Genomic DNA, 20,245 nt, shown 5'->3' on the forward strand with positions numbered 1-20,245 from the left:
CGCTGCCGGGCTTGAACAGCAACGGGCGGGGTTAACCCCGCCCGTTGCTTCACCTGCGCTCATGCGCAACAACACCGGTCGGTCTCTGGTCGCAGCTGGATGAAAGACTGGGGTCACGTCACCCGAAACCGACGGCGTCAGGACAAATCCCGGTCGTGACCGTCAGTAAGTCTCTAGCGTCAAAGGACCACATCCTCTCGATGATTGACGGAAAGCCGTACAAGTCGCTGCGCCTGCATCTGGCGGCGTACGGCCTTACGCCGGAAGAATACCGGACACGCTATCGTTTGGAGCCCACGTACCCGATGGTTGCGGAAAACTACTCTACCGCTCGGCGGCAGATCGCAATACGGATGGGCCTGTCCGAGTTGCGCAAGAAGGTCTGATCTGCTGCCCGGGTTTAATCAGCGTCTGCACTGATGTCCCTTCCAATACCGGGGCCAGCGCAGCACCGTCCCGGTGGCAACCATCGCGCAGGAAATATCGCCCGCGGACGGTGAAACGCACCAGGCGCCCGTCCTGCTGCCAACGGCTGGCCCGGTCGAGGTGCACCGTAGCGCCGGCCCGCGGACCAGAACATGCCCCTGCTTGCTCTTGCCCGTGGGCGTCCCAAGGAGTTGCACCAAGGCGTCCCGGGCCCGCTCCGCCGAGGCGCGCGGGCAAGGCTGGTTGCTACGACACGTCCCGTCCGACTCCCGCGCGGCAATACCCGCCAAACGGAGTCTCGGACCCTCTTTGCACCAGACTGGGCCGTCGCCATCCCAGACTCGGGTAGGTGTGCAGGTGAAAGTTTGTCCGGCAGGGGTGATGGAGGTCGCGAGCACAGCGAGAAGGAGCATGGCGGCCCGCTAGCTGGCTGGATTCGCGTCGTCCACCGTTAGCACAGTTTGGTAAGCTCTATTGCTCGGCCGATACTGCTGTCGAAGTTACCACCGTCATGGGCCTGAACGTGAGCTGGAGCGTTGAGAACCGGCGGGATGCCGCCGCATCAACAAGCGAGCGCCCACCTGGATCGACGCTCGCAAAAAGGAGCTAAGATCATGGCACGTAGAGTCCTTACTTTGCTACTCATTTCCGGCAGCGTCATGGTGGCAGCCTGCAACACCGTCGATGGTGCTGGGAGAGACGTCGAATCTGTTGGGGACACGGTGGCAAACACCGTCAACTGACGCGGCAGGCCAACGAAGACCGGGACCGGTGGGCGCGTCCCACCGGTTCCATTAGCGCCACTGTGACAGCCTAGGACACGCGGGCCGCTCATCCATGTCTAGGATGCCCCGATTGCCAGCTTCGCCGCCAAGAACAATCAGAAGGGGGAGGGGATAAACGTTCCGTCTCCAGCGCCAGCGCATTGAGGTTGCAAATCTGGGACCGCACTGGGACCGCAAATTGCCGGATGTTCCTTAGTCGTTCCGCCCCGTCGGCCGTTTTAGGTGGGTGTTTCCTCTCTGCTGACGCACCGTTAGCTGCAATCGCACTGCAGAGGTCAGGGGTTCGATTCCCCTCAGCTCCACCACCCCTTTCGCCGCCGGATCGCCGGGCGGCACGCCACCCGAGACATTGCAGGAAACCGGCACGCCTCCTTGAAGGCTCCGGCGCCATCGGCTCTCAGTGCCGGTGTTCGCGGCGCAGCCGGTAGCGACCTTCCGAATAGACGTCGAACAGGCCCTCGATGGCGGGGTGCTCGACCGGCTCGTCGCTCTCGTCGACCACCAGGTTCTGCTGGCTCACATAGGCGATGTAGCTCGCCTCCGCATTTTCGGCGAGCAGGTGGTAGAAGGGTTGGTCCTTGCGCGGGCGGATCTCTTCCGGGATCGCCTCATACCATTCGTCGCTGTTGGCGAAGACGGGGTCGACATCGAAGACCACGCCGCGGAAGTCGAACAGGCGGTGGCGCACCACGTCGCCGATGGAGAAACGGGCATGCGCAACGGGCGGCATCGCCACCGGCGCATCGAGCAGGTTCCGGGGCTCGGACATTTCGATCATGCACAATATCTAGTCCCGGGAGAAAAAGGCACAAGGAGGCGCTTGCACTCCCGAACGCTTTGGCCTAACGGCGACCGCTCGCTGACCGGCGCGCCGTTCCTTCTCAGGAACGGATCGCGCCAAACCTCTGCGGAGAGGTGCCGGAGTGGTCGATCGGGGCGGTCTCGAAAACCGTTGAGCCCGCAAGGGTTCCGAGGGTTCGAATCCCTCCCTCTCCGCCAGAGCTTTTTGTTTTTCAGCGACTTATTGGATTTGGCAGCGGTGCTGCCCAAGCCATGCCCCACTTTCGTAGCGGCTCTAGGCGGCGGCGAACGCTTGGCATCTGAAGCCAAAGCTCATCATCAGCGTGGGTCTGTCGATCGCCCGACTACAGAGTTTTCGTTCCTTCGGCTGTGCCAGAGCCTCGCTCTTGGCGTAGACTCATAAGTTCCGGAGTCACAGTCGCGTTGAGGCGAGCTGGACCATGGCGAGGAAGTCGGCTGCGAGCTCGTCGCAGCGGTGGCGACGCGGCGGAAGTGCTTCAGCTTGGAGAAGAACCTCTCGATCAGGTTGCGCTGGCGATAAAACCGCTTGCTGAAGCGCCGCTTCCAAGCGCCGATTGCTCTTGGCCGGTATGTTGGGCGTGGTGCCGCGGTCTTGGATCAGTCCGCGGATGCGGTCGGCATTGTAAGCCTCGTCAGCGGGCGCGATGGTGCGCGGGGCCGTAGCGCCCTGGCAGTCGCGGCCAAGGCGCACCGGACCTCAGCACCCAAGGGCACCTCAGGCGACCTGAATGGGGGTGAGCACCGCGGACGTGCGCTCGGCGAGGTCGTTGATGACCGACAGGTAGCGTTGGAAGTGCGGCGTCGCCCGGTGCGCGGCAACGGCATCGGCATCGGCGTAGAGCTCGTCGAGGACGAAGCGCGCGGGAACGACCTGATCCTGCCACAGGTCATATCGCAGGTTTCCGGGCTCGGCGCGGCTCGGCCCGATCATCTCGTCGAGGAGGGTGCGCAGTTCCTCCGCCTTGCCCGGCTTGGGGACGAGGGTGGCCATGATCTTGACGTGAGTGGACATTGAATTGCTCCTTGTCAGTGGGGTCGCTCCGGCGGAGCGCGGTCGAAGCGCTCCGCCGGTCGGGCGCGTGTTCACGCGCCCGTGCGCTGGCGATCGAGCGCTTCCACCAGGGCGGCGGCGATCCGGTGGTCCGAACGCGGGTTCTGGCCGGTGATCAGATCGCGGTCGACAACGACGTTCGGCTCGAAATCGACCGGGTTGGTGGTCACCACGCCACCCGCGGCTTCAAGCGCGGCGGGCATGTCGAAGGGCAGTTTGCCATGAAGCAGATGCTCCTCGGCGACGTGCTCCTCGCTCGCGGAGAAAACGGTCATCCGATAGCCGGCATAGATCCAGTCGCGGGCGTATTCCGCCGCCTCGGCCTTGTTTCCGGTGACCAGCGCGGTGCGGAAGGCGCGGGCCTGCGGCAGGGCAGCGGTGACCGCGATCGGACCGTGGCAGAGGAGTGCGGTCGGCTTTGCGCGCTCATGGAAGTGGCGCAGGATCATGCCCATGTCCTCGTCCTGCATTAGATCGACGGCGGGGGCGTGGCCGCCTGGCACGAACAGGCCGAGGTAGCGGTCCAGCCCTTCCTCCACGACCGAGCGCAGCGTGCGTACCTGGTTCATCGTCGGATCATCGGCGAAGAAGGTCTTCGCGCGGCTATAAGCAGCTTCGTCGCCGCCAAAATGATCGACCGAGTCCGACGCTACATCGATGTGCGGCTTGGTCCCGTGGGGCGTGGCGAGCACCACGTCGTAGCCGGCATCAATCAGCGCCAGCACCGGCACCACGGTTTCGTTGAGATATTGCCCGATCACGGCTGAACCGCCGCCCTGAAGCTCGATGCGGGTCGCGTTGGAACCGGTCACGAGCACTGTACCCTTGGTCATGTGAGCCTCCGTTTCACGCCCGCTTCGCTGCGGGACGAGGGCAAAATGACGCTCGACGAGACATTGCAGAAGTTTATCTTGTGCATTCAAGATATGCCGCGCACGCTATAACACATGCGGTATGACCTGAACCTGCTGCCGATCTTCATCGCCCTGATGGAAGAGCGCAGCGTGACCCGCGCCGCCGAGCGGCTCGGCATGACGCAGCCGGCGCTGTCCAACGCGCTCGCGCGGCTGCGCCTGATGATGAAGGATCAGCTTTTCGTGCGCGAGCGTTACGGCATCCAGCCGACCGCTATCGCGCTGGATCTTGCGCCGGCGATCGCGGAGGCGCTGGCGAGGCTCGATGACGCTGTGCTCGGGCAACAGGAGTTCGATCCTGCGCAGGCGGAGCGGCTGCTGACGATCGCGCCCAACGGGTATGCCGAGTTCGTGCTGGTGCCGGCGATCGTCGCAAGGCTTCAGCAGGTGGCGCCCGGCATCAGGCTGCGCCTGACCCCGTATGGCAACGATCTGACGGACACGGGGGTTGTCTCCGGCACGACGGCTCTGGTGCTCGGCCGGATTGTCGATCCGCCCGACAATCTGGTCGTCCAGCATGTGATGGACGAAGGGCTCGCCTGCATCGTCCGTGCGGATCATCCTGACATAGGCGGCGGCATCACGCGCGATCAGTTTGAGTCGTTGAGGCACGTCAATGTCGTGCCGCCGGGCCGGATGCGCGCAGGGCTGTTCCAGGCACTGGCCCAGCAGCAGCTGAAACGCGACGTCGCCATCTCCGTAACCAACTTCTTCGCCGTCGCGGAGATGGTGGCGGTGACCGATTACTGCGCCACTCTCCCCAAGCTGATCTGCCGACGGCTGGAAAACGATCCTCGCCTCAAGGTCCTGGCTCCGCCTGTCGACCTTGGAACCTTCCCCGTGGAAATGGCTTGGCATGTTCGATACCGCCACGATCCCGCCCACCGTTGGTTGCGAGCGCTCATTTCTGATGTGGCGGCCAACGAGCTTTCGGTGGCCTGATTCCGACGGAACGATAGGACGAGGCGCCAGGGGAGCCGCAACAGTCCTGCTGCCTGCCTGCGGCTAAATAGCTTTCACAAGCGAAAGCGGGTGAACCGGAAAGTTCCGCTCAGGCTGTCCGCGCGACGTGCGCCTGCGGAGCGCGTCAATTCGACACAGGATCAAGTGTCTGAAGTTGGACGACGCGTGCAGGGCGCTGAAACTAGGTCTTTTCAGACACTTGGCCACCGGGAGCGAGGGGCAACCGCCTCGGCATGATTTGCGCGGATTTATTATGGGTGGGCGGAGCCGTGCGTCCGAAAATATTTTTGTCCCATCCCGTCAAGCGAGTCCGTCTTTAACCTAGACGAGTTTGCTCCAGGGGTGCGGATTGCTGCCCCTGCGACGTGTTCCCAGATGACCTGGCGCTGTTTTTACGTTGATGGTCAAAAATGCGAAATAGCGTCCAATTATCCATAGTCAAGATCCGTTAAAGGATGACTGGTTATCAAGAACTCCCAAAGTCTATTGTCACGACGGCTTAACAAGTGCGTTGCACTCTTTCTATTGAGGTGATCGTACGACGCCTCGCAAAGGAGGAGTTTGCATGAAGAACTTGGATGATGCTCACGGGGCGTCGCTTTTTTCTCTATCTCTCGTCGCTTCTGGTGCCCTGCTGCAGCCATCGGCCGCACAGGCGCAGGGCTGGCCGGCGCCGGTAGCACCCCTGCCAGAGATGGCGACGGCGTTGGACAAGCGGTTTCAGCCGGCCGTCGATTTCGACACCGACGTCTGCTTCAACGTTCCGGCGGTGAACGCTTCGGGCGCCGTCAGCGGCGGGGCGTCGACCTATGCAACGCGTCCGCCGGCTTCCTGCCGCAACCCCAATTATCTGGCGACCAGCAACGTCTACGTGCGCGCGCGCTGCAACAACGGCTATTGCGCGCGAGTCTACAGCTACTTCTGGCAATCGGATTTCTCCCACGCCTTTGACTGGGAATCCATCATCGTGTGGACGACCGACCAGGGCACGAACAGCAAAGTGGTGGGCGTCACGCGCGGCGATCACGGCGATTGGGACACTCGTGCTACCAGCGGTGGCCAACTCCGCTTCCAGAGCGACGCGAGCGGCGAACATGTAAAGCTGGTGTTTCACTACGAAACCTGGGGCTTTTCGCACCTGTGGCGCTTTTCCAAGACCGACAACGGCGACGAGCCGCCCGAGAACGGCACCGGCCGGTGGGTGATCCAGCCGCTGGTCAGCTGGAACGGCTATCCGTCGCGCAGCGTGCGCGACGCCGTATCGGGCGACGTGTTCGGCGGCGCAAATTTCGACAACAAGGACTCGCGCTTCGCGGGCGTGCTCGCCGCCGCGCTCAACACCGGCATCACGCCGGGCTTCAATCCGAACCTCGATTCCGGTCCGAACTCGCCGGGATGCCCGGCCGGCTCGACCATCTGCTGAGCCGACTGTCGCCGCGAGCATTGCGGCGGCGAATGCGTTGCGGATCGGCTGGCCGGACGGTTCAACCGCCCGGCCAGCCTTTGCTTTTGGGGATTTCGATGCAAGCACATCGCGAACAGCGCGGTAGCGTGCCGATGCTGGGGTGGGCGGCGGCGGCGGTTCTGGTCGTCGCAGGGATTTGGTTTGTGCAGCCGGAGGAGGAACCGGCGGAGGTCGAGGGGATCGTGATCCAGCGCCCGACGGCCGCTTCACCCCGCCTTTCGCAGCCCCGAGCCGCTATGGCCGCGCCGGCAGCGTCGCTGCCGACCCCGCCAGACACGGTCGTGAGCCATGTCCGCGAAGCCTATCCGCTGCTGACGGACGTCGAGTTCGGCTGCGATGCGCAGGGCTGCGGCGTCACGGCAACGATCCCGCCGCCGACCGACACGGCGTTCCTGGAGAAGCGGCAGGAAATGCTGCTCGGCGGCCTCGCCCGGCGGATACAAGCGGACGGATACCGGACCTTGGGTCCCGTTCAGATGGAGGAGGTGGGCGACAATCTCTTCCACATTCGCTTGGCAGTGGCGCTTGCGCAAACCCGATAGAAGGAGCGGGGCAGGCGAAGGCACCGGAGGACGCTGGCGTCCTCCGGTGCTTCCTTGCGGGTGCCTCAGAACTCCGCGCTAACCCCGAGCGCGAAGGTACGACCGCTGGTGGTATAGACCTCCCGGCGCTCGGCATCGAGCAGGCTGGAGAATTGCTCGATCGGCTGGTTGGTCAGGTTGATGCCCTCGGCGATCAGGCGGACGTTGGGCAGCAGGTTGACGTGCGCCTGGAAGTCGACGTTGTTGGTCGCCTTGATGCCGCCGCCCGAATTCGCGAGCGCGTTGCCAGCACCGGTCAGATAGGCGTCGCGATAGGCGCTGGAGATGCGGGCGCCCCAAACCGGGTTCTCGTAATAGAGCGTCGCGTTGAACGCCCACTTCGATAGGTTGTCGAGCGGCAGCACGCGTGAGCTCGTCACGCCGCCGGTGGTGTAAAAGGCGGTCCGTTCCCCATCGAACCAGGTGCCGTTCACGACCACCCCCAAGTCCTTGAGCGCGCCGGGCAGGAAAGTGAAGTCGTGCTGGAACGCGACCTCGACCCCCTTGATGTCGGCGCCGGGGCCGTTGATCGGCTGGCTGACATCATAGGGCGTGCTGGCGTCCTGGCCCTGGATCAGCAGCGACAGCGGCAGCCCGGTCTCGCCATAAGGTATCTGCTGCGATGACGAGGTGATGAAGCTGTCCATGCTTTTGTAGAAGAAGGCCACCGACGCGAAGCCGTCGTTGTCCATGTACCATTCGGCTGAACCCTCGACCGAAGTCGCTTTGAAGGGCTTCAGGAACGGGTTGCCGAGGCTGAGCGAGCCGCCGTTCGGGCGGGTCGTGATCGATCCTGCAGCGGCGAGATCACCGAGGCCGGGCCGGTTGACGTTGCGGCTGGCGCTGACACGCAGCACGACGTCGCGCGCCACGTCCAGTGCGACATTGGCGGCGGGCAGCCAGCCGTCGCTGTTGTTCTCGATCGACACCGGCACAAAGCCGGCGCCGGTCGCGAGATTGCCCGACGAGGTCAGGTCGGTCGAATAATAGCGCACGCCCGCATTGGCGCGCAGCCGCATGCCGGCGAGCTGGGTGTCGAGGTTCAGCTGCGCGAACCCGGCCCAGGTCTCCTCGTCCACCCGATAGTCGCTGCCCGCCTGCAGGTTGGCCGCGGTCAGGTTCCGTTTGTCGCCGATATAGGCATAGGTGCCGTCCACGTCGCCGACGATATACTGGATCGTGGTGTCGACCCCGACCAGCTGCTTCAGGTCGTTCGGGATCGGGGTGAGGCCGGGCACATTGTGGAACACCTTGTTCGCCCAGGTGTAGCCGCTGTTCACGAAATGCTTGTACGCGCCGCCCGCCTTCAGCGTCAGCGCGTCGTTCAGCTGCCAGGCCGCCTCAAGCTGGCCGTTGGTGTAGCGGTTGACGATCTCGTTCTCCTGGACGTCCAGCCGCTGCAACTGCCAGTTGTTCGGATCGGTCAGGTCCTTGCCATAGGTGTTGAACGGCCGGTCGGGGCGCGTGTCATAGCTGAAGGCCATGTTCTTGGCCTCCATGAACACCTTGTCGAACACGGGCTGGGCGAAGTCGGACTGCTCAAAGCCGGCGAGCGCGTGGATCGTCAGCCGGTCGGTCGGCTTCCACTCGGCATTGGCGACCGCCTGGTAGAAGTCGGTGTGGTTCTCGACGATGTGGTGCTCGGAACGCTGGTCGATGCCCGTGAAGCTCGCCGCGCGCAGGGTGTTGGTGTCGTCGATCACCGCGCTCTGGATGATCTGCGTGCCGTTGATTGACGTGCCGGTCAGCGGATTGGCACCGGCGCTGGCGATTGCATAGCCGTCGCGATGATCCCACAGCCGGCCGTAGAGCAGGTCGACATCGATCTTGAAGCGGTCGCCCGGATGATATTGAAAAGCGGACGTTACGCCCAGGCGGCGACGATCCGTGTACCAGCTCGACGGCGACTGGGCGGTCGGCTGCCAAACGCCCGCCAAGAGGTTCGCCCGCGTGGCGGCATCAATGCCCGGGGCGATGTTCTTCGGCGCGTATTTGGTGAGGCCCCAGCCCCAGTTGCGGTAGCCATATTCGTTGTTTCGGATGTGGCTGTACGCGACCGAGAACAGTGCGCCGAAATCGCCCCAACGTTCGGACACCAGGCCCACCAGGCGCGGCGTCACGCCGCTGGTGTTGGTGTTGGTCTGCCCCTTCGCCGACACCACGAACTTGGCACCGTCATAGTCAAATGGCTTGGCGGTGGTGAGTTGCACCGTGCCGGCGATGCCGCCTTCGTCCTGCTCGGCCGAATAGGATTTCTGTACGGAGACGCGGCTGAACAACTCCGACGCGAAGAGGCTGTAGTCGAATGAGCGCGAACGGCTGACGCCGCCGCGATTGTCCATCCCCGACGCGGTGTTGCCCAGCACTTCCATGCCATTGAGCTGGGTGCGGGTGAAGTCCGCGCCCAGGCCGCGCAGCGCGATCTGCCGGCCCTCGCCGCTGTCGCGGGTAATGGTGATGCCGGGGATACGCTGCAGCGATTCCGCCAGGTTCAGGTCGGGAAAGGCGGCGATGTCGGTGGCGACGATATCGTCCTCGGCACCCACCGCGTTGCGCTTGAGCTGCTGCGCCTCCGCGATGCTCTGCCGAAAGCCTGTGACGACGACCTCCTCGGTCGACAGTTCATCCGACGCTCCGGATACATAGGAGGCGCTGTCCTGCACGACTGGCGCCGGACGCACGGCTGCGGCCGGGATGGGCCGCGGGACCGACGGGTTCGCCTGCGGCTTCAGAATGGCCACGCTGCCGCGCACCGAGGCGACCAGGCTGGTGCCGCGCAGCAGCTGGTCGAGCGCCGCGCGCGTGGTAAAGGCGCCGCGAACGCCGCTCGTCCGACGGCCCGACACCATCGCCGGTGCCACCACCACTTGCATTCCGGTCACGCGCGAGAAGTGCGACAGCGCTGACCGCAGATCCGACGCCCCGATGTCGAAGCGCACGGCGGCTGCCGGTGTCGCCACCGGTTGCGCCTGAGCCGTCACAGGCGCCGCGCATGCGATCGCCAGCGCGCCCTTGGAAATCCCCCAGATCTTCATTCCATTCCCTCCACTCGGCGCAACGGCGCCTCCGAGGCAAAGACGAGGGCGGCATGGGATCAGGACAAAAGAATTTTGTTGCAGTGCGGCGTCAGTTTCGTGTCGGCGATGTCATGGTTGCGCCGTCACCAGCCGCAGCCCATCCTCCTCGCGGGCGACGCGGAATCCATAGATCTCCCCGATCGCGCCCAGCAGTTCTTCCGCATCGTTCAGCTTGAACCGGCCGGAAAGCGGCAGTTCGGCAAGGTGCGGGGGCGGGGCCGCGACCGCTGGTCCGGCGCGTCGGTTGAGCTCCTCGACCAAGTCGCCAAGCACCATGTTGTCGGTGTCGATCCAGGATCGTCGCCAGTCCTGCGGAACGCCATCGAACCGGGTCGGATGGGTGGCGGCACCATGCGCAAAGCTGGAGCGCCAGCCGGCGGGCACCACCACGTCGCGGGCACTGCCGGCCTCACCGCCGAAGCGGACGCGGCCGCGATAGACCGCCAGCTTCACCGCCTGGCTGGCCATATCGACCGAGAACGCCGTTCCCAGCACCCGGGTAGTGGAGTCGCCTGCGCGGACCACGAAGGGGCGGTTCGGCTCGTGCGCGACGTCGAAACGGGCCTCGCCCCGTTTCATCGCCACGGTGCGCAAGCCACCGTCGAACGTGACGTCCAGGCTAGTCGCGCCGTTGAGTTCGACCTTCGTCCCATCGACGAGCGCGACGACCCGGTATTCGCCGCGCCCGGTCTCAAAATGCTGGTTCACCGCGGCAGGCGTCTGGGGCAGGCTCGTCTGCCAGGTGCCTAAGCCGACTGCCAGCCCCAGCATCGTCACTATCCCGGCGCCGGCGGCCCGCTTGCCACGCGCGCGCATCCGGCGGACCTCCTCATCGGACAGACGGCTGCTGGCAGCGATCTCTGACAAGGCCGCAGTCAGCGCCGGATCGTCAAGGACGCGCTGGATGTCGGCCGCGGCGCTTGGCGGCGGCTCGGCAATCACCGCCTCGTCTTCGCGCATCGCCCAGTGCGCCGCCTCACGGAGCGCCTCCCGCCGACTCATGCCTCGCCTCCGATCGACAGGCCGCGCCGCTCCAGGGCGTGCCGGAGGTCGGCAAGCGCGCGCGTGCAGTGCTTCTCGACCGAAGCCTGGCGCATGCCGAGATCGGCCGCCACCACGGCACTCGGCACCCCGTCCAGGCGGCGCCTCAGAAAGATCTCTCGCCGCAGCGGGGGCATGACCTTGAGCGCGCGGACCAGAATCTCCACGCGCTGCCGGTAGTCCAGCACCTCCTCGGCCCGCGGCAACGGACAGGCGATCTCTTCCCCCAGCTCGGCGACCGGCGGGTGCGCCCGCTGACGGCGGAAATGGTCGTGCACCAGGTTGCGCGCCACGGCGAAGCAGAACGCGGCCGCGTCCGCGATCGGGCGCGTGCGGCGATAGTCGTAGAGGCGGAGATACGTTTCTTGGACGATGTCCTCGCCCTCGACCTGGTCACGAAGCCGCTGCGAGACGAAGCGGTGCAAGGCACGCCGCATTTCCGCATCGTGCACGGCAGCGGCCGGCCGTTCGCCGATAGCCGTCACTTCGATCATGACGTCGACCCTCCACCACAAAGGCCGCGTCCGCCGATCAGGCGCGCAGCATCATTGCCCCCCGGCCAAAGATGGCTGCACAGCGATTATGCCGGCCGCATGAAGTTCCCGTGACAGCTGCTCCTCAGCTGGCGGCCCAGTTCCACTTGCGTGCCAGGAGTTTTACCAACCACTCGGCGTCAGGACCGCCCAAGGCCGGCTTCCGAGGCAAGCTTTCCGTGGCGATGGCCGCCTTCTCAAGCGGCCCATGAGACCAAGCTTTGGGAGTGTCATGCAACCGTCGTTTGCTGCTCCTATCGGGCGCTGACGTCGGCCGTGGAGACATCTGTCATTGCTTTCCTCGATGGGAACGTTTGAGCGGCTGCGCCAGCAGATCGCGCGGATCACCGGTCGCGCCGATGCGGAGGACCTGCTGCAAGAGGCGCTGGTGCGTACGCTGGACCGCGGAACGGATACGGTGTGCAACCTGGAGGCGTTTCTGGTCCGGTCGGCCAGAAACCAGGCGTGCGACGATGCGCGCCGAGCGCGGCATCCTGCGACTCCGGCCGCACTGGACGCCAACGCCTTCCAGGTCGGCGATCCCCGTCCGCTGCCCGACGAGCATGCCGAGATGCGGCAACGGCTTGCGCGCGTTCGAAGCGGTATAGAGCGCTTGCCCGGGCGGACACGCGAGATATTCCTGATGCACCGCCTGGATGGTATGAAGTACCGCGAGATTGCGGCTGCGCTCGGCATCAGCCAAAGCGCGGTGGAGAAGCATATCGCGCGGGCAGCCGCGGACATACCGCTTTGGCGCGTTCGGGGAGCGCAGCTTCATCGGGCGTGCTGCCACCGCGCCCGCGCCGACCGCGGACGTGCAGCAGCTGCGCTTCGGCGTCGCGGGATGCCAGCATTATGAGGAAGGCTGGTTCCACGCCTTTGCCGCCCTTGCCGATCAGGAGCTCGACTTCCTGTTCCACTATGGCGACTATATTTACGAATATGCGCCTGCGCCGCCGCTGCGCATGCTGCGCGGGCGGCCGTTCAGCCCCGTCCGCCGCCATCTCGGCGGGGAGACCTACAGCCTCGCCGACTATCGTCTCCGCTATGCGCAGGTGAAGACCGATCCCGACCTTCAGCGCGCACACGCAGCCTGCGCCTGGTTCGTGACGTTCGACGATCACGAGATCGAGAACAATTGGGCTGCCGATCGTGACGAAAGCGGCACGCCGCCGGAGATCTTCCTGCTGCGTCGCGCGGCTGCGCTGCAGGCCTGGTACGAGCACATGCCGGTCCGCCGCTCGGCCTTTCCGAGGGCTGGAGGGTTGCGCATGCACCGTCATGCCAGCTGGGGCAGGCTGCTGGACGCGCACTTCCTCGACACGCGCCAGTATCGCTCCGATCAGGCTTGTGGCGACGGCGACAAGGCGCTCTGCGACATGGCGCGCGATCCTGCGCGCACCCTGCTCGGAGCGGAGCAAGAGCGCTGGCTGGCGCAAGGCCTAGCGAGATCGGAAAGTCGCTGGAACCTGCTCGCACAGCAGGTGCTGATGATGGATCTCGACCTGGGGAACGCGCCGGGCGCGCGCGAGCCGATCTTCAGCATGGATACCTGGGGCGGCTATCCGGCGGCACGGGAGCGTCTGCTCGGTCACATTGCGGATCAGCGGGTGCGCAACCTAATCGTGCTGACCGGGGACGCGCACCAGCATTTCGCCGGCAACCTCCGCCAGAAGGACGGCCCTGTGTTGGGCGCCGAGTTCCTGACGACGTCCGCTACCTCGGGCGGAGACGGACAGCGCCAGCATGGTGGGTGTTACGTCCAGCCCGGTGACCGCATAGCCTCGCCGCACCAACTCGCGAGCGAGCGGCACGCCCGCACCGCAGCCCAGGTCCAGCACCGCACCGCCCGCGGGCAAGAGCGCGCCGAACTGGTCCAGCCACACTGCCTCCACGAGAGCGGTGCCGCGCAGGGCCGCCCAGGCGGCGCCGTGACGCTGATAGACATCGACGATACGGGGAATCGCGCGCGGCACGTTTTTTTCCTTCATCATAAAGGCCGTTCTCCGAGCAGATGTCGCGTCACGCCCGTGATCTTCTGAGCGTAAAAAGCCCTTTTGAGGCCCTGAACAGCCTCATCGTGCAAAAGCCTAGTCAGTCAGATGAACCAGCGTCCGCTTGTAAGCAGCGGACGAGTGCCTCTGAACGACCGCATGTGGGCCTTTGCGCTCGCTAAGCTGCCCGTCGGCTTCCGCCCCAAACACGGACGCTCAACTGCGCAATCCGAACGACCGAAGCAGCCATTTGTCACCACCGACTGAGCTCTCCTGAACGGATGGCAGATGTTGGGGACGCGAACGGAGGCACTGAATGGCCGACTATGGGTCCACCTGTTGCCGGACGATCCCAGCAACAGGTGGACGCCTCATGGAAACTAGGCGCCGGCAATTCGAGCCGCGGCCTCGCGGTAGTTGTGAAGCGGGCGGCCCAGCAGTGCCGTCAGGCGGTCGACGTCGCGGGCTTCCGGGATCATGCCGTCGCTGACGTAGCGCTCGGCCATCAGCCGCATTTCGTAGGCGGTCCATTTCGGCATGAACGTCGCCATGTTCGCCTCGAAGCCGCTGGGGTCGTCGCCGCCATAGGCGACCGGGCGGCCGAGCACGTCCGACCAGATCGCGGCCACCGCGTCGCCGGTCAGCGTGTCCGGCCCGACGACGTTGATCGTTTCGATCGGCAGCGCGGCTTCGGCGGTATCGCGACGGATCAGCTCGACCGCGGCGATCTCGGCGATGTCGCGGGCGTCGACCATCGCCAAGCCCTTGCCGCCGATCGGCATCGGGTAGATCCCGTGGTTCAGGATCACGTCCTTCACCATCACCTCGTTGTCGATGAAATAGGTCGGGCGCAGGATGGTGGCGCCGAATCCCATCGCCTCCAGCATCCGCTCGGCGCCGTACTTCACCGCGAAATGCGGCACGTTGACGGCGCGATCGGCGTCGAACACCGACAGGTAGACCACGCGCTTGATCCCGGCTTCGCGCGCCAGATTGAGCGTGACGATCGCCTGGGTGAACTCGTCGCCGGTGACGGCATTGAGGAGGAACAGCGTGCGGACACCGACGAAGGCGGAACGCACGGCATCGATGTCGAGCAGCTCGCCCTGCGCCACCTCGACGCTGGCAGGAAAGGACGCCTTGGCGGGATCGCGGGTGAGCACACGCACGGCGGCGTCGCGCTGGACAAGCTGGTCGACGACGTGGCGACCGACGCGGCCGGTGGCTCCGATTACGAGAATGGTCATGGCATTCGCTCCTTCGCTGGGTCTTGCTGACGAGGCGAAGATGCGTGATCCATGGACGCGCAACTAGGCGCGCAATCTGGACGCAGCGTCTCACTGGTGGAACGACATGGACCTGCTTGCGCTCGCCGACTTCACACTCGTCGCCCGCCACGGCGGCTTTGGCAAAGCGGCGCGCGCCGCGCGCCGGCCCAAGGCCACCTTGTCGCGGCGCGTGGCCGAGTTGGAGGCGGCGCTCGACCTGCGCCTGTTCGAGCGGAGTCGACGCGACCTCAAGCTGACGGAGGAGGGGCGCGCCCTGTTCGAACGCGCCGGCGCGTTGCTGAGCGAGCTGGAGGAAACCGCCGCAGCGATCGCATCGGGGAGCGAGCGGGTGCGGGGGCGGCTGCGGATCAGCGTGCCGCTGCTGTTCGGACAGCTGGCGATGGGGCGGCTGGCGGCCGACTTCGTGCGGCAGCACCCCGAGGTGCGCCTTGAGGTTACGACAGACGACCGGGCGGTCGATATGATCGAGGAGGGCTACGACCTCGTGATCCGCGTCGATCCCGCGGCCGACGAGGCGCTGGTCGGCCGCCCGTTCCTGCACGATCGACTGGTGGTGGTGGCTGCTCCGGAGGTGCCGCGACCGACCGACGCGGCCGCGCCAGTCGTGGTCCGCGGAGGCGATGCCGCGGCGATCTGGTCGGTGCGCGCAGCGGACGGACCGGCGGAGTTGAAAGTCGACCCGGTCATGCGTCTGTCCTCGATGGTGATGATCCGCGACGCGGTTCTCGCCGGGGGCGGGGCAGCTCGCCTGCCGCTGTCGCTTGTCGGCCGAGATATCGCCGACGGCCGGCTTGCGCACTGGGGTGACGTGGCGGGATCCGACATCGCGCTTTGGGCCCTCTATCCGAGCCGCAGGCTCCTCAATGCCAGGGTAGCGGCGTTCCTCGAGTTCCTGCGCCGGTCGTTCCCCGCGGGGGCGCCGGAGGAGCTCGCCGCCTTTGTTGAAGGCCGGGGACGGGACTTCGGGGAGGCGCAGCCTTTGCCGCCGACATGAACGAGCGGCCGATGTCGGATAGTCGAGCTTCCGCTGCGGATGTCGCCTTTGCGGATGCCAAGGCGATTCAGGGCGCAGCAGTGTGCTACTGCGCCCTCCTGTGTCAGCCGATGGCGTTGAGTTCGGCGACGGCGTCGTCGGGCAGCGTCAGCGATGCCGCGATAAGGTTCTCGTGCAGGTGCGCCACCGACGAGGTGCCGGGGATGAGCAGGATGTTGGGCGCGCGTTGCAAGAGCCAGGCAAGCGCCACCTGCATAGGCGTCGCGCTCAGCCGTTCCGCAACATGGAAAAGCGCCAACGACTGGAGCGGGTTAAATCCGCCAAGTGGAAAGAAGGGGACATAGGCGACGCCCTCGGTCGCCAGCATGTCGATGAGGGCATCGTCCTGGCGATGGGCGAGGTTGTACTGGTTCTGAACGCATACAATCCTGGCAATCCCGCGTGCCTCTTCGAACTGCGCGGGCGTCACGTTGCTGAGACCGATATGCCGCACCAGCCCCTGGCGTTGCAGATCTGCAATCGCCTTCAGCGGAGCAGCCAGCGATCCTTCGGCCGGGCCGTGCACATCGAACATCAGGCGCAGGTTGACGACGTCGAGCGCCTCCAGCCCGAGGTTCGTCAGATTGTCCTCGACGGCGCGCGCGAGCTCGTCCGGTTCGAACGCCGGCAGCCACGCCGCATCCTCGCCGCGGCGCGCGCCAATCTTGGTGACGATCAACAGGTCGTCCGGGTAGGGTGACAGCGCCTCGCGGATCAGCCGGTTGGTAATGTGCGGGCCGTAGAAGTCGCTCGTATCGATGTGGTTCACGCCCGCCGCGATGGCGGCACGAAGCACCGCCAGCGCCTGGTCGAGATCGCGCGGCGGACCGAACACGCCGGGTCCGGCGAGCTGCATCGCGCCATAGCCCATCCGCTTCACGCTGCGCCCGGCCAGCGGGAAAGTACCTGCCTTGTCGATCATTGTCGGTCTCCTGTGTGCTGGAACCGAGATACGGCTTGCGGATCGTGCGGATAAGTCGGAGTCATCCGCACGGGCTGTACGGAAAACCGAACGATGAAAGCCGACCTTGCCGACCTCAACGCCTTCCTTGCGGTTGCGCGGGCGCGCGGGTTCCGCGATGCCGCCCGTGCGGTCGGATCGAGCGCTTCGACGCTCAGCGAAGCGGTCCGGCGCCTGGAAGCGCAGCTAGGCGTCCGCCTGCTCCACCGCACGACGCGCAGCGTCACGCCGACGGAGGTAGGCACCCGGCTGATCGAGCGTCTTACGCCTGCTTTGGACGAGGTGGAGGCGGCGCTCGAGGTGGTAAACCTGTTCCGCGAGCGGCCGGCGGGGACACTGCGCCTGAACGTACCGGTGAGCGCGGCGCGGCTGGTGCTGCCGGCAATCCTGCCCGGCTTCCTCGCTGCCTATCCCGACATCCAGGTCGAGATCATCGCCGAAGACGGCTTCGTCGACGTGGTGGCATCGGGCTGCGACGCGGGTATCCGATATGACGAGCGGCTGGAGCAGGACATGATCGCGGTACCGATCGGACCGCGCGTGCAGCGCTTCGCAACCGCCGCGTCACCGGCGTATCTGGACGCGCATGGTCGCCCAAGCCATCCGCGCGACCTGCTCAAGCATGCCTGTCTGCGCGGCAGGTTCACCAGCGGCGCGCTGACGAGTCCATGGGAGTTCGAGCGCAAAGGCGAGATCGTGCGAGTTGAGCCGCAGGGCCCGTTGATCGCCAGCGTCACGGGCGCGGCGGATCTGCTGGTCGACGTGGCGATCGGAGGCGGCGGGATCGTCTCTCTGTTCGAAGACTGGCTGCGACCGGCGATCGATAGCGGAGCGTTGCAACCGGTACTGCCGGAGTGGTGGCAGGCATTCTCGGGACCGTTCCTCTATTATTCGGGCCGCCGTCTGGTGCCGCCGCCGCTACGCGCGTTTGTCGACTTCATTCGCAGCTAGGACGCAGCCGTCGGTGAATGCCCGACCAAATGAACAGATGTCCGCTCCTGGAGAGCGGCTTTGTGCGTCTGAATGGCGGTTTGTGGGTCTTTTAGCCCCGTCGTGGGGCGGAAAAGATGCGTTTCCCTGTGCCGCCGCGAAGCCAAGCCCGACGCATCCTATGTAGAAGGTGGCGAGGCTGATTGCCGCGGCCGGCGGCATCCATTCAACGGGAGTGCATCATGAAAAAGATCGGGTTCCTTTCGTTCGGCCATTGGTCGGCCTCTGCGCAGTCCGCAACCCGATCCGCCTCAGACGTGCTTCTGCAGTCGATCGATCTTGCTGTTGCCGCGGAAGAACTCGGCGCAGACGGTGCGTACTTTCGCGTTCACCATTTCGCGCAGCAGTTGGCATCGCCTTTCCCACTGCTGGCGGCCGTGGGCGCCAGAACCAGCCGGATCGAGATTGGCACGGGTGTCATCGATATGCGGTATGAAAATCCGTTCTACATGGCGGAGGACGCCGGATCCGCCGACCTGATCAGCCGCGGTCGGCTGCAACTCGGCATCAGTCGCGGCTCGCCCGAACAGGTGATCGAGGGCTGGCGCCACTTTGGCTATGCGCCCAGGGAGGGGGAGAGCGACGCCGAAATGGGCCGGAGGCATGCGGAGGTTCTGCTCGATCTGCTGCGAGGTGAGGGCTTCGCGGAGCCGAGTCCCAACCCGATGTTTCCCAATCCACCAGGCTTGTTGCGGGTGGAACCGCATGCGCCGGGCCTGCGTCGGCGCATTTGGTGGGGATCGGCGTCGAACGCCACCGCGATCTGGGCTGCGCAGCGCGGCATGAACCTGCAGAGCTCGACCCTGAAGGCGGACGAGAGTGGTGAGCCACTTCACGTACAACAGGCCAAGCAGATCCGGCTCTACCGTCAGGCATGGAAGGAAGCAGGGCACGATTGGCAGCCGCGTGTTTCCGTCTCGCGCTCGATCTTCCCGCTCATGAACGACCGCGACCGTGCTTATTTCGGGCGGGGCAGCAGCAGCGACCAGATCGGAGTGATCGACAATATGCGCGCGGTGTTCGGCCGTTCCTACGCCGCCGAACCCGAACAGTTGATCGCCCAACTGCGGGCGGACGAGGGCATCGCCGAAGCCGATACGCTGCTGCTCACGATTCCGAACCAGCTTGGCGTGGATTATAACGCCCATGTGCTTGATGCCATCCTGACGCACGTCGCACCCGCGCTCGGCTGGCGCTGAGGCGCCACCGGCAATCCTCGCGGGTGCGCTGCCACCGTTGTTCGGAAACCGAGCCTCTGCGCGATCTTACCTGTCCTTCCTGAGGACAGCGAATGCTGATGCACCGGTTCAGCTCGCCGACGAGGGACGTCCCACCCGCCCGCTGCGCCTGAATGCCTAGCGCAGGGACATTGGCCGCCCTGACAACCGCAGGTGTTCTCGACGCAAGCAAAGCTATCTCGTTATTCCCACTAGATTGATAGGAGAATAGAAGAAGACGAACTGCAGGGAGCGATGATGACTGCTGAATGGACGCGGGTTTCCGGTGCTGTCGCATCGTTGCTTCTGGGAATGCCTGTTGCAGCCGTGGCGCAGACGGCGACCGTCGACACGTCATTGACGCCAGATGCGGAGCAGCCGCTCGCCGATACCGAGGGCGGGGATGGGCAGGATATCGTGGTGACCGGTATCCGCAGCGGCATCGAGCAGGCCGTGCGGATCAAGCGTGACGCCGACAGCATCGTCGACGTGATCAGTGCCGAGGACATCGGCCGCTTCCCCGACGTCAACGTGGCGGAGTCGGTGCAACGGATCAGCGGCGTGCAGATCAACCGAACCCGCGGCGAGGGTCGCAGCGTCAACATTCGCGGGCTTCCCGACACCTTTACGCTGGTGACGCTCAATGGCCGTGCCGTGCCCAACGCGCTCAACGACCTGTTTGCGGGCGTCTCGCGCTCGTTCGACTTCTCCGCACTCGCGCCGGAGTTCGTGCGCACGCTGGAAGTGTACAAGTCGCCCACCGCAGATCTTGAGGACGGAGGGCTGGCGGGCACCGTCAATGTCCGGACGCCGCGGGCGTTGGATCTGAGGAAGAGGGTGCTGACGCTGTCCGCGCAAGCCGAGCACGAGAGCAATTCAGGCAAGCTCTCGCCGCGGATATCGGGGTTGTTCGCCGACACCTTCCTCGATGGAAGGCTGGGCCTGACTCTCGGCGCCTCTTACACCCAGCGCCGCCCCCAGACGTGTCCGCCGTCAGCACCAATGGCACAGATTTGAGGTTGTGATTTAAGGAGGATCTGGGCTTCGTCGTAGTGACGAAGGAACGAAGATGAAGCCCAGATCCTCCAATGTAAAATCGCCCG

17 protein-coding genes, 1 tRNA gene and 4 pseudogenes are annotated in these 20,245 nt (G+C 65.2%); 11 read left to right on the forward strand and 11 right to left on the reverse strand.

The features are described 5' to 3' along the window. Positions 1-95: 95 nt before the first annotated feature. A pseudogene (locus tag MHZ35_RS16130) lies at positions 96-362 on the forward strand (MucR family transcriptional regulator); the annotation flags it as partial. Between the two features lie 42 nt (positions 363-404). Here the strand turns inward: MHZ35_RS16130 and MHZ35_RS16135 are convergent. Then, complete coding sequence (locus tag MHZ35_RS16135; RefSeq protein ID WP_239436575.1) at positions 405-839, reverse strand: thermonuclease family protein; 435 nt, start codon at positions 837-839, stop codon at positions 405-407. Positions 840-1,608: 769 nt separating this feature from the next. Then, complete coding sequence (gene hspQ / locus MHZ35_RS16145; protein ID WP_239436577.1) at positions 1,609-1,980, reverse strand: heat shock protein HspQ; 372 nt, start codon at positions 1,978-1,980, stop codon at positions 1,609-1,611. 140 nt (positions 1,981-2,120) lie between these two features. Between hspQ and MHZ35_RS16150 the strand changes: the two genes are divergently transcribed. After that, positions 2,121-2,210 (forward strand) — tRNA-Ser (locus MHZ35_RS16150). A 214-nt stretch (positions 2,211-2,424) separates the two neighbouring features. Here the strand turns inward: MHZ35_RS16150 and MHZ35_RS16155 are convergent. From MHZ35_RS16155 to MHZ35_RS16165, 3 genes and pseudogenes are all read right to left on the reverse strand, one after another. After that, positions 2,425-2,682, reverse strand: a pseudogene (locus MHZ35_RS16155) (IS5/IS1182 family transposase); the annotation flags it as partial. A 66-nt stretch (positions 2,683-2,748) separates the two neighbouring features. Then, a complete protein-coding gene (locus tag MHZ35_RS16160) occupies positions 2,749-3,045 on the reverse strand; it encodes a putative quinol monooxygenase (protein ID WP_239436578.1) in 297 nt (98 codons plus the stop codon). Between the two features lie 71 nt (positions 3,046-3,116). Beyond that, the gene (locus MHZ35_RS16165; RefSeq protein WP_239436579.1) at positions 3,117-3,917 is read right to left on the reverse strand and encodes a type 1 glutamine amidotransferase domain-containing protein; all 801 of its coding nucleotides are present in this window, start codon (positions 3,915-3,917) and stop codon (positions 3,117-3,119) included. A gap of 114 nt (positions 3,918-4,031) precedes the next feature. On the opposite strand from MHZ35_RS16165, the gene MHZ35_RS16170 reads away from it, so the two are divergent. The 3 genes from MHZ35_RS16170 (at position 4,032) to MHZ35_RS16180 (ending at position 6,968) form a co-directional block, all read left to right on the forward strand. After that, on the forward strand, positions 4,032-4,940 hold the full coding sequence (locus tag MHZ35_RS16170; RefSeq protein ID WP_125961716.1) for a LysR family transcriptional regulator: 909 nt from the start codon (positions 4,032-4,034) through the stop codon (positions 4,938-4,940). Between the two features lie 586 nt (positions 4,941-5,526). After that, a complete protein-coding gene (locus MHZ35_RS16175) occupies positions 5,527-6,384 on the forward strand; it encodes an NPP1 family protein (RefSeq protein ID WP_239436580.1) in 858 nt (285 codons plus the stop codon). Then, complete coding sequence (locus MHZ35_RS16180; protein ID WP_239436581.1) at positions 6,357-6,968, forward strand: hypothetical protein; 612 nt, start codon at positions 6,357-6,359, stop codon at positions 6,966-6,968. The genes MHZ35_RS16175 and MHZ35_RS16180 overlap by 28 nt, the downstream gene beginning before the upstream one ends. 65 nt (positions 6,969-7,033) lie before the next feature. Here the strand turns inward: MHZ35_RS16180 and MHZ35_RS16185 are convergent, their stop codons facing one another. From MHZ35_RS16185 to MHZ35_RS16195, 3 genes are all read right to left on the reverse strand, one after another. Further along, the gene (locus MHZ35_RS16185; protein ID WP_239436582.1) at positions 7,034-10,042 is read right to left on the reverse strand and encodes a TonB-dependent receptor; all 3,009 of its coding nucleotides are present in this window, start codon (positions 10,040-10,042) and stop codon (positions 7,034-7,036) included. Positions 10,043-10,153: 111 nt separating this feature from the next. Continuing rightward, positions 10,154-11,086, reverse strand: a complete 933-nt coding sequence (locus MHZ35_RS16190) for a FecR family protein (RefSeq protein ID WP_239436583.1) — start codon at positions 11,084-11,086, stop codon at positions 10,154-10,156. Next, complete coding sequence (locus MHZ35_RS16195) at positions 11,083-11,619, reverse strand: RNA polymerase sigma factor (RefSeq protein ID WP_239436584.1); 537 nt, start codon at positions 11,617-11,619, stop codon at positions 11,083-11,085. The genes MHZ35_RS16190 and MHZ35_RS16195 overlap by 4 nt, the downstream gene beginning before the upstream one ends. Positions 11,620-11,962: 343 nt before the next feature. Here MHZ35_RS16195 and MHZ35_RS16200 point away from each other — a divergent pair, with 343 nt between their 5' ends. Both MHZ35_RS16200 and MHZ35_RS16205 read left to right on the forward strand, forming a co-directional pair. Next, entirely contained in the window at positions 11,963-12,517 is a 555-nt protein-coding gene (locus tag MHZ35_RS16200; protein WP_239436585.1) for an RNA polymerase sigma factor, read from the forward strand. After that, positions 12,474-13,379 (forward strand): annotated as a pseudogene (locus tag MHZ35_RS16205) (alkaline phosphatase D family protein); the annotation flags it as partial. The gene MHZ35_RS16200 and the pseudogene MHZ35_RS16205, both read left to right, overlap by 44 nt. Before the next feature lie 21 nt (positions 13,380-13,400). On the opposite strand, the pseudogene MHZ35_RS18210 reads toward MHZ35_RS16205, so the two are convergent. Beyond that, a pseudogene (locus tag MHZ35_RS18210) lies at positions 13,401-13,649 on the reverse strand (class I SAM-dependent methyltransferase); the annotation flags it as partial. Positions 13,650-14,032: 383 nt separating this feature from the next. Next, positions 14,033-14,899: an SDR family oxidoreductase gene (locus tag MHZ35_RS16215; protein ID WP_239436586.1), complete on the reverse strand. Its 867-nt coding sequence runs from the start codon at positions 14,897-14,899 to the stop codon at positions 14,033-14,035. A gap of 106 nt (positions 14,900-15,005) precedes the next feature. On the opposite strand from MHZ35_RS16215, the gene MHZ35_RS16220 reads away from it, so the two are divergent. Beyond that, a complete protein-coding gene (locus MHZ35_RS16220) occupies positions 15,006-15,935 on the forward strand; it encodes a LysR family transcriptional regulator (RefSeq protein ID WP_239436587.1) in 930 nt (309 codons plus the stop codon). Positions 15,936-16,038: 103 nt separating this feature from the next. Here MHZ35_RS16220 and MHZ35_RS16225 read toward each other — a convergent pair whose 3' ends face one another. After that, positions 16,039-16,896, reverse strand: a complete 858-nt coding sequence (locus MHZ35_RS16225) for an aldo/keto reductase family oxidoreductase (protein ID WP_239436588.1) — start codon at positions 16,894-16,896, stop codon at positions 16,039-16,041. A gap of 93 nt (positions 16,897-16,989) precedes the next feature. On the opposite strand from MHZ35_RS16225, the gene MHZ35_RS16230 reads away from it, so the two are divergent. The 3 genes from MHZ35_RS16230 (at position 16,990) to MHZ35_RS16240 (ending at position 20,159) form a co-directional block, all read left to right on the forward strand. Further along, complete coding sequence (locus tag MHZ35_RS16230) at positions 16,990-17,886, forward strand: LysR family transcriptional regulator (protein WP_239436589.1); 897 nt, start codon at positions 16,990-16,992, stop codon at positions 17,884-17,886. 221 nt (positions 17,887-18,107) lie between these two features. Then, complete coding sequence (locus tag MHZ35_RS16235) at positions 18,108-19,124, forward strand: LLM class flavin-dependent oxidoreductase (protein WP_239436590.1); 1,017 nt, start codon at positions 18,108-18,110, stop codon at positions 19,122-19,124. Between the two features lie 273 nt (positions 19,125-19,397). Then, positions 19,398-20,159 (forward strand): TonB-dependent receptor plug domain-containing protein, encoded by a 762-nt coding sequence (locus MHZ35_RS16240; RefSeq protein WP_239436591.1) that lies wholly within the window; start codon positions 19,398-19,400, stop codon positions 20,157-20,159. The last annotated feature ends 86 nt before the right edge of the window (positions 20,160-20,245 follow it).

It is taken from the genome of Sphingomonas sp. ACRSK, from assembly GCF_022346685.1.
GTDB lineage: Bacteria > Pseudomonadota > Alphaproteobacteria > Sphingomonadales > Sphingomonadaceae > Sphingomonas > Sphingomonas molluscorum.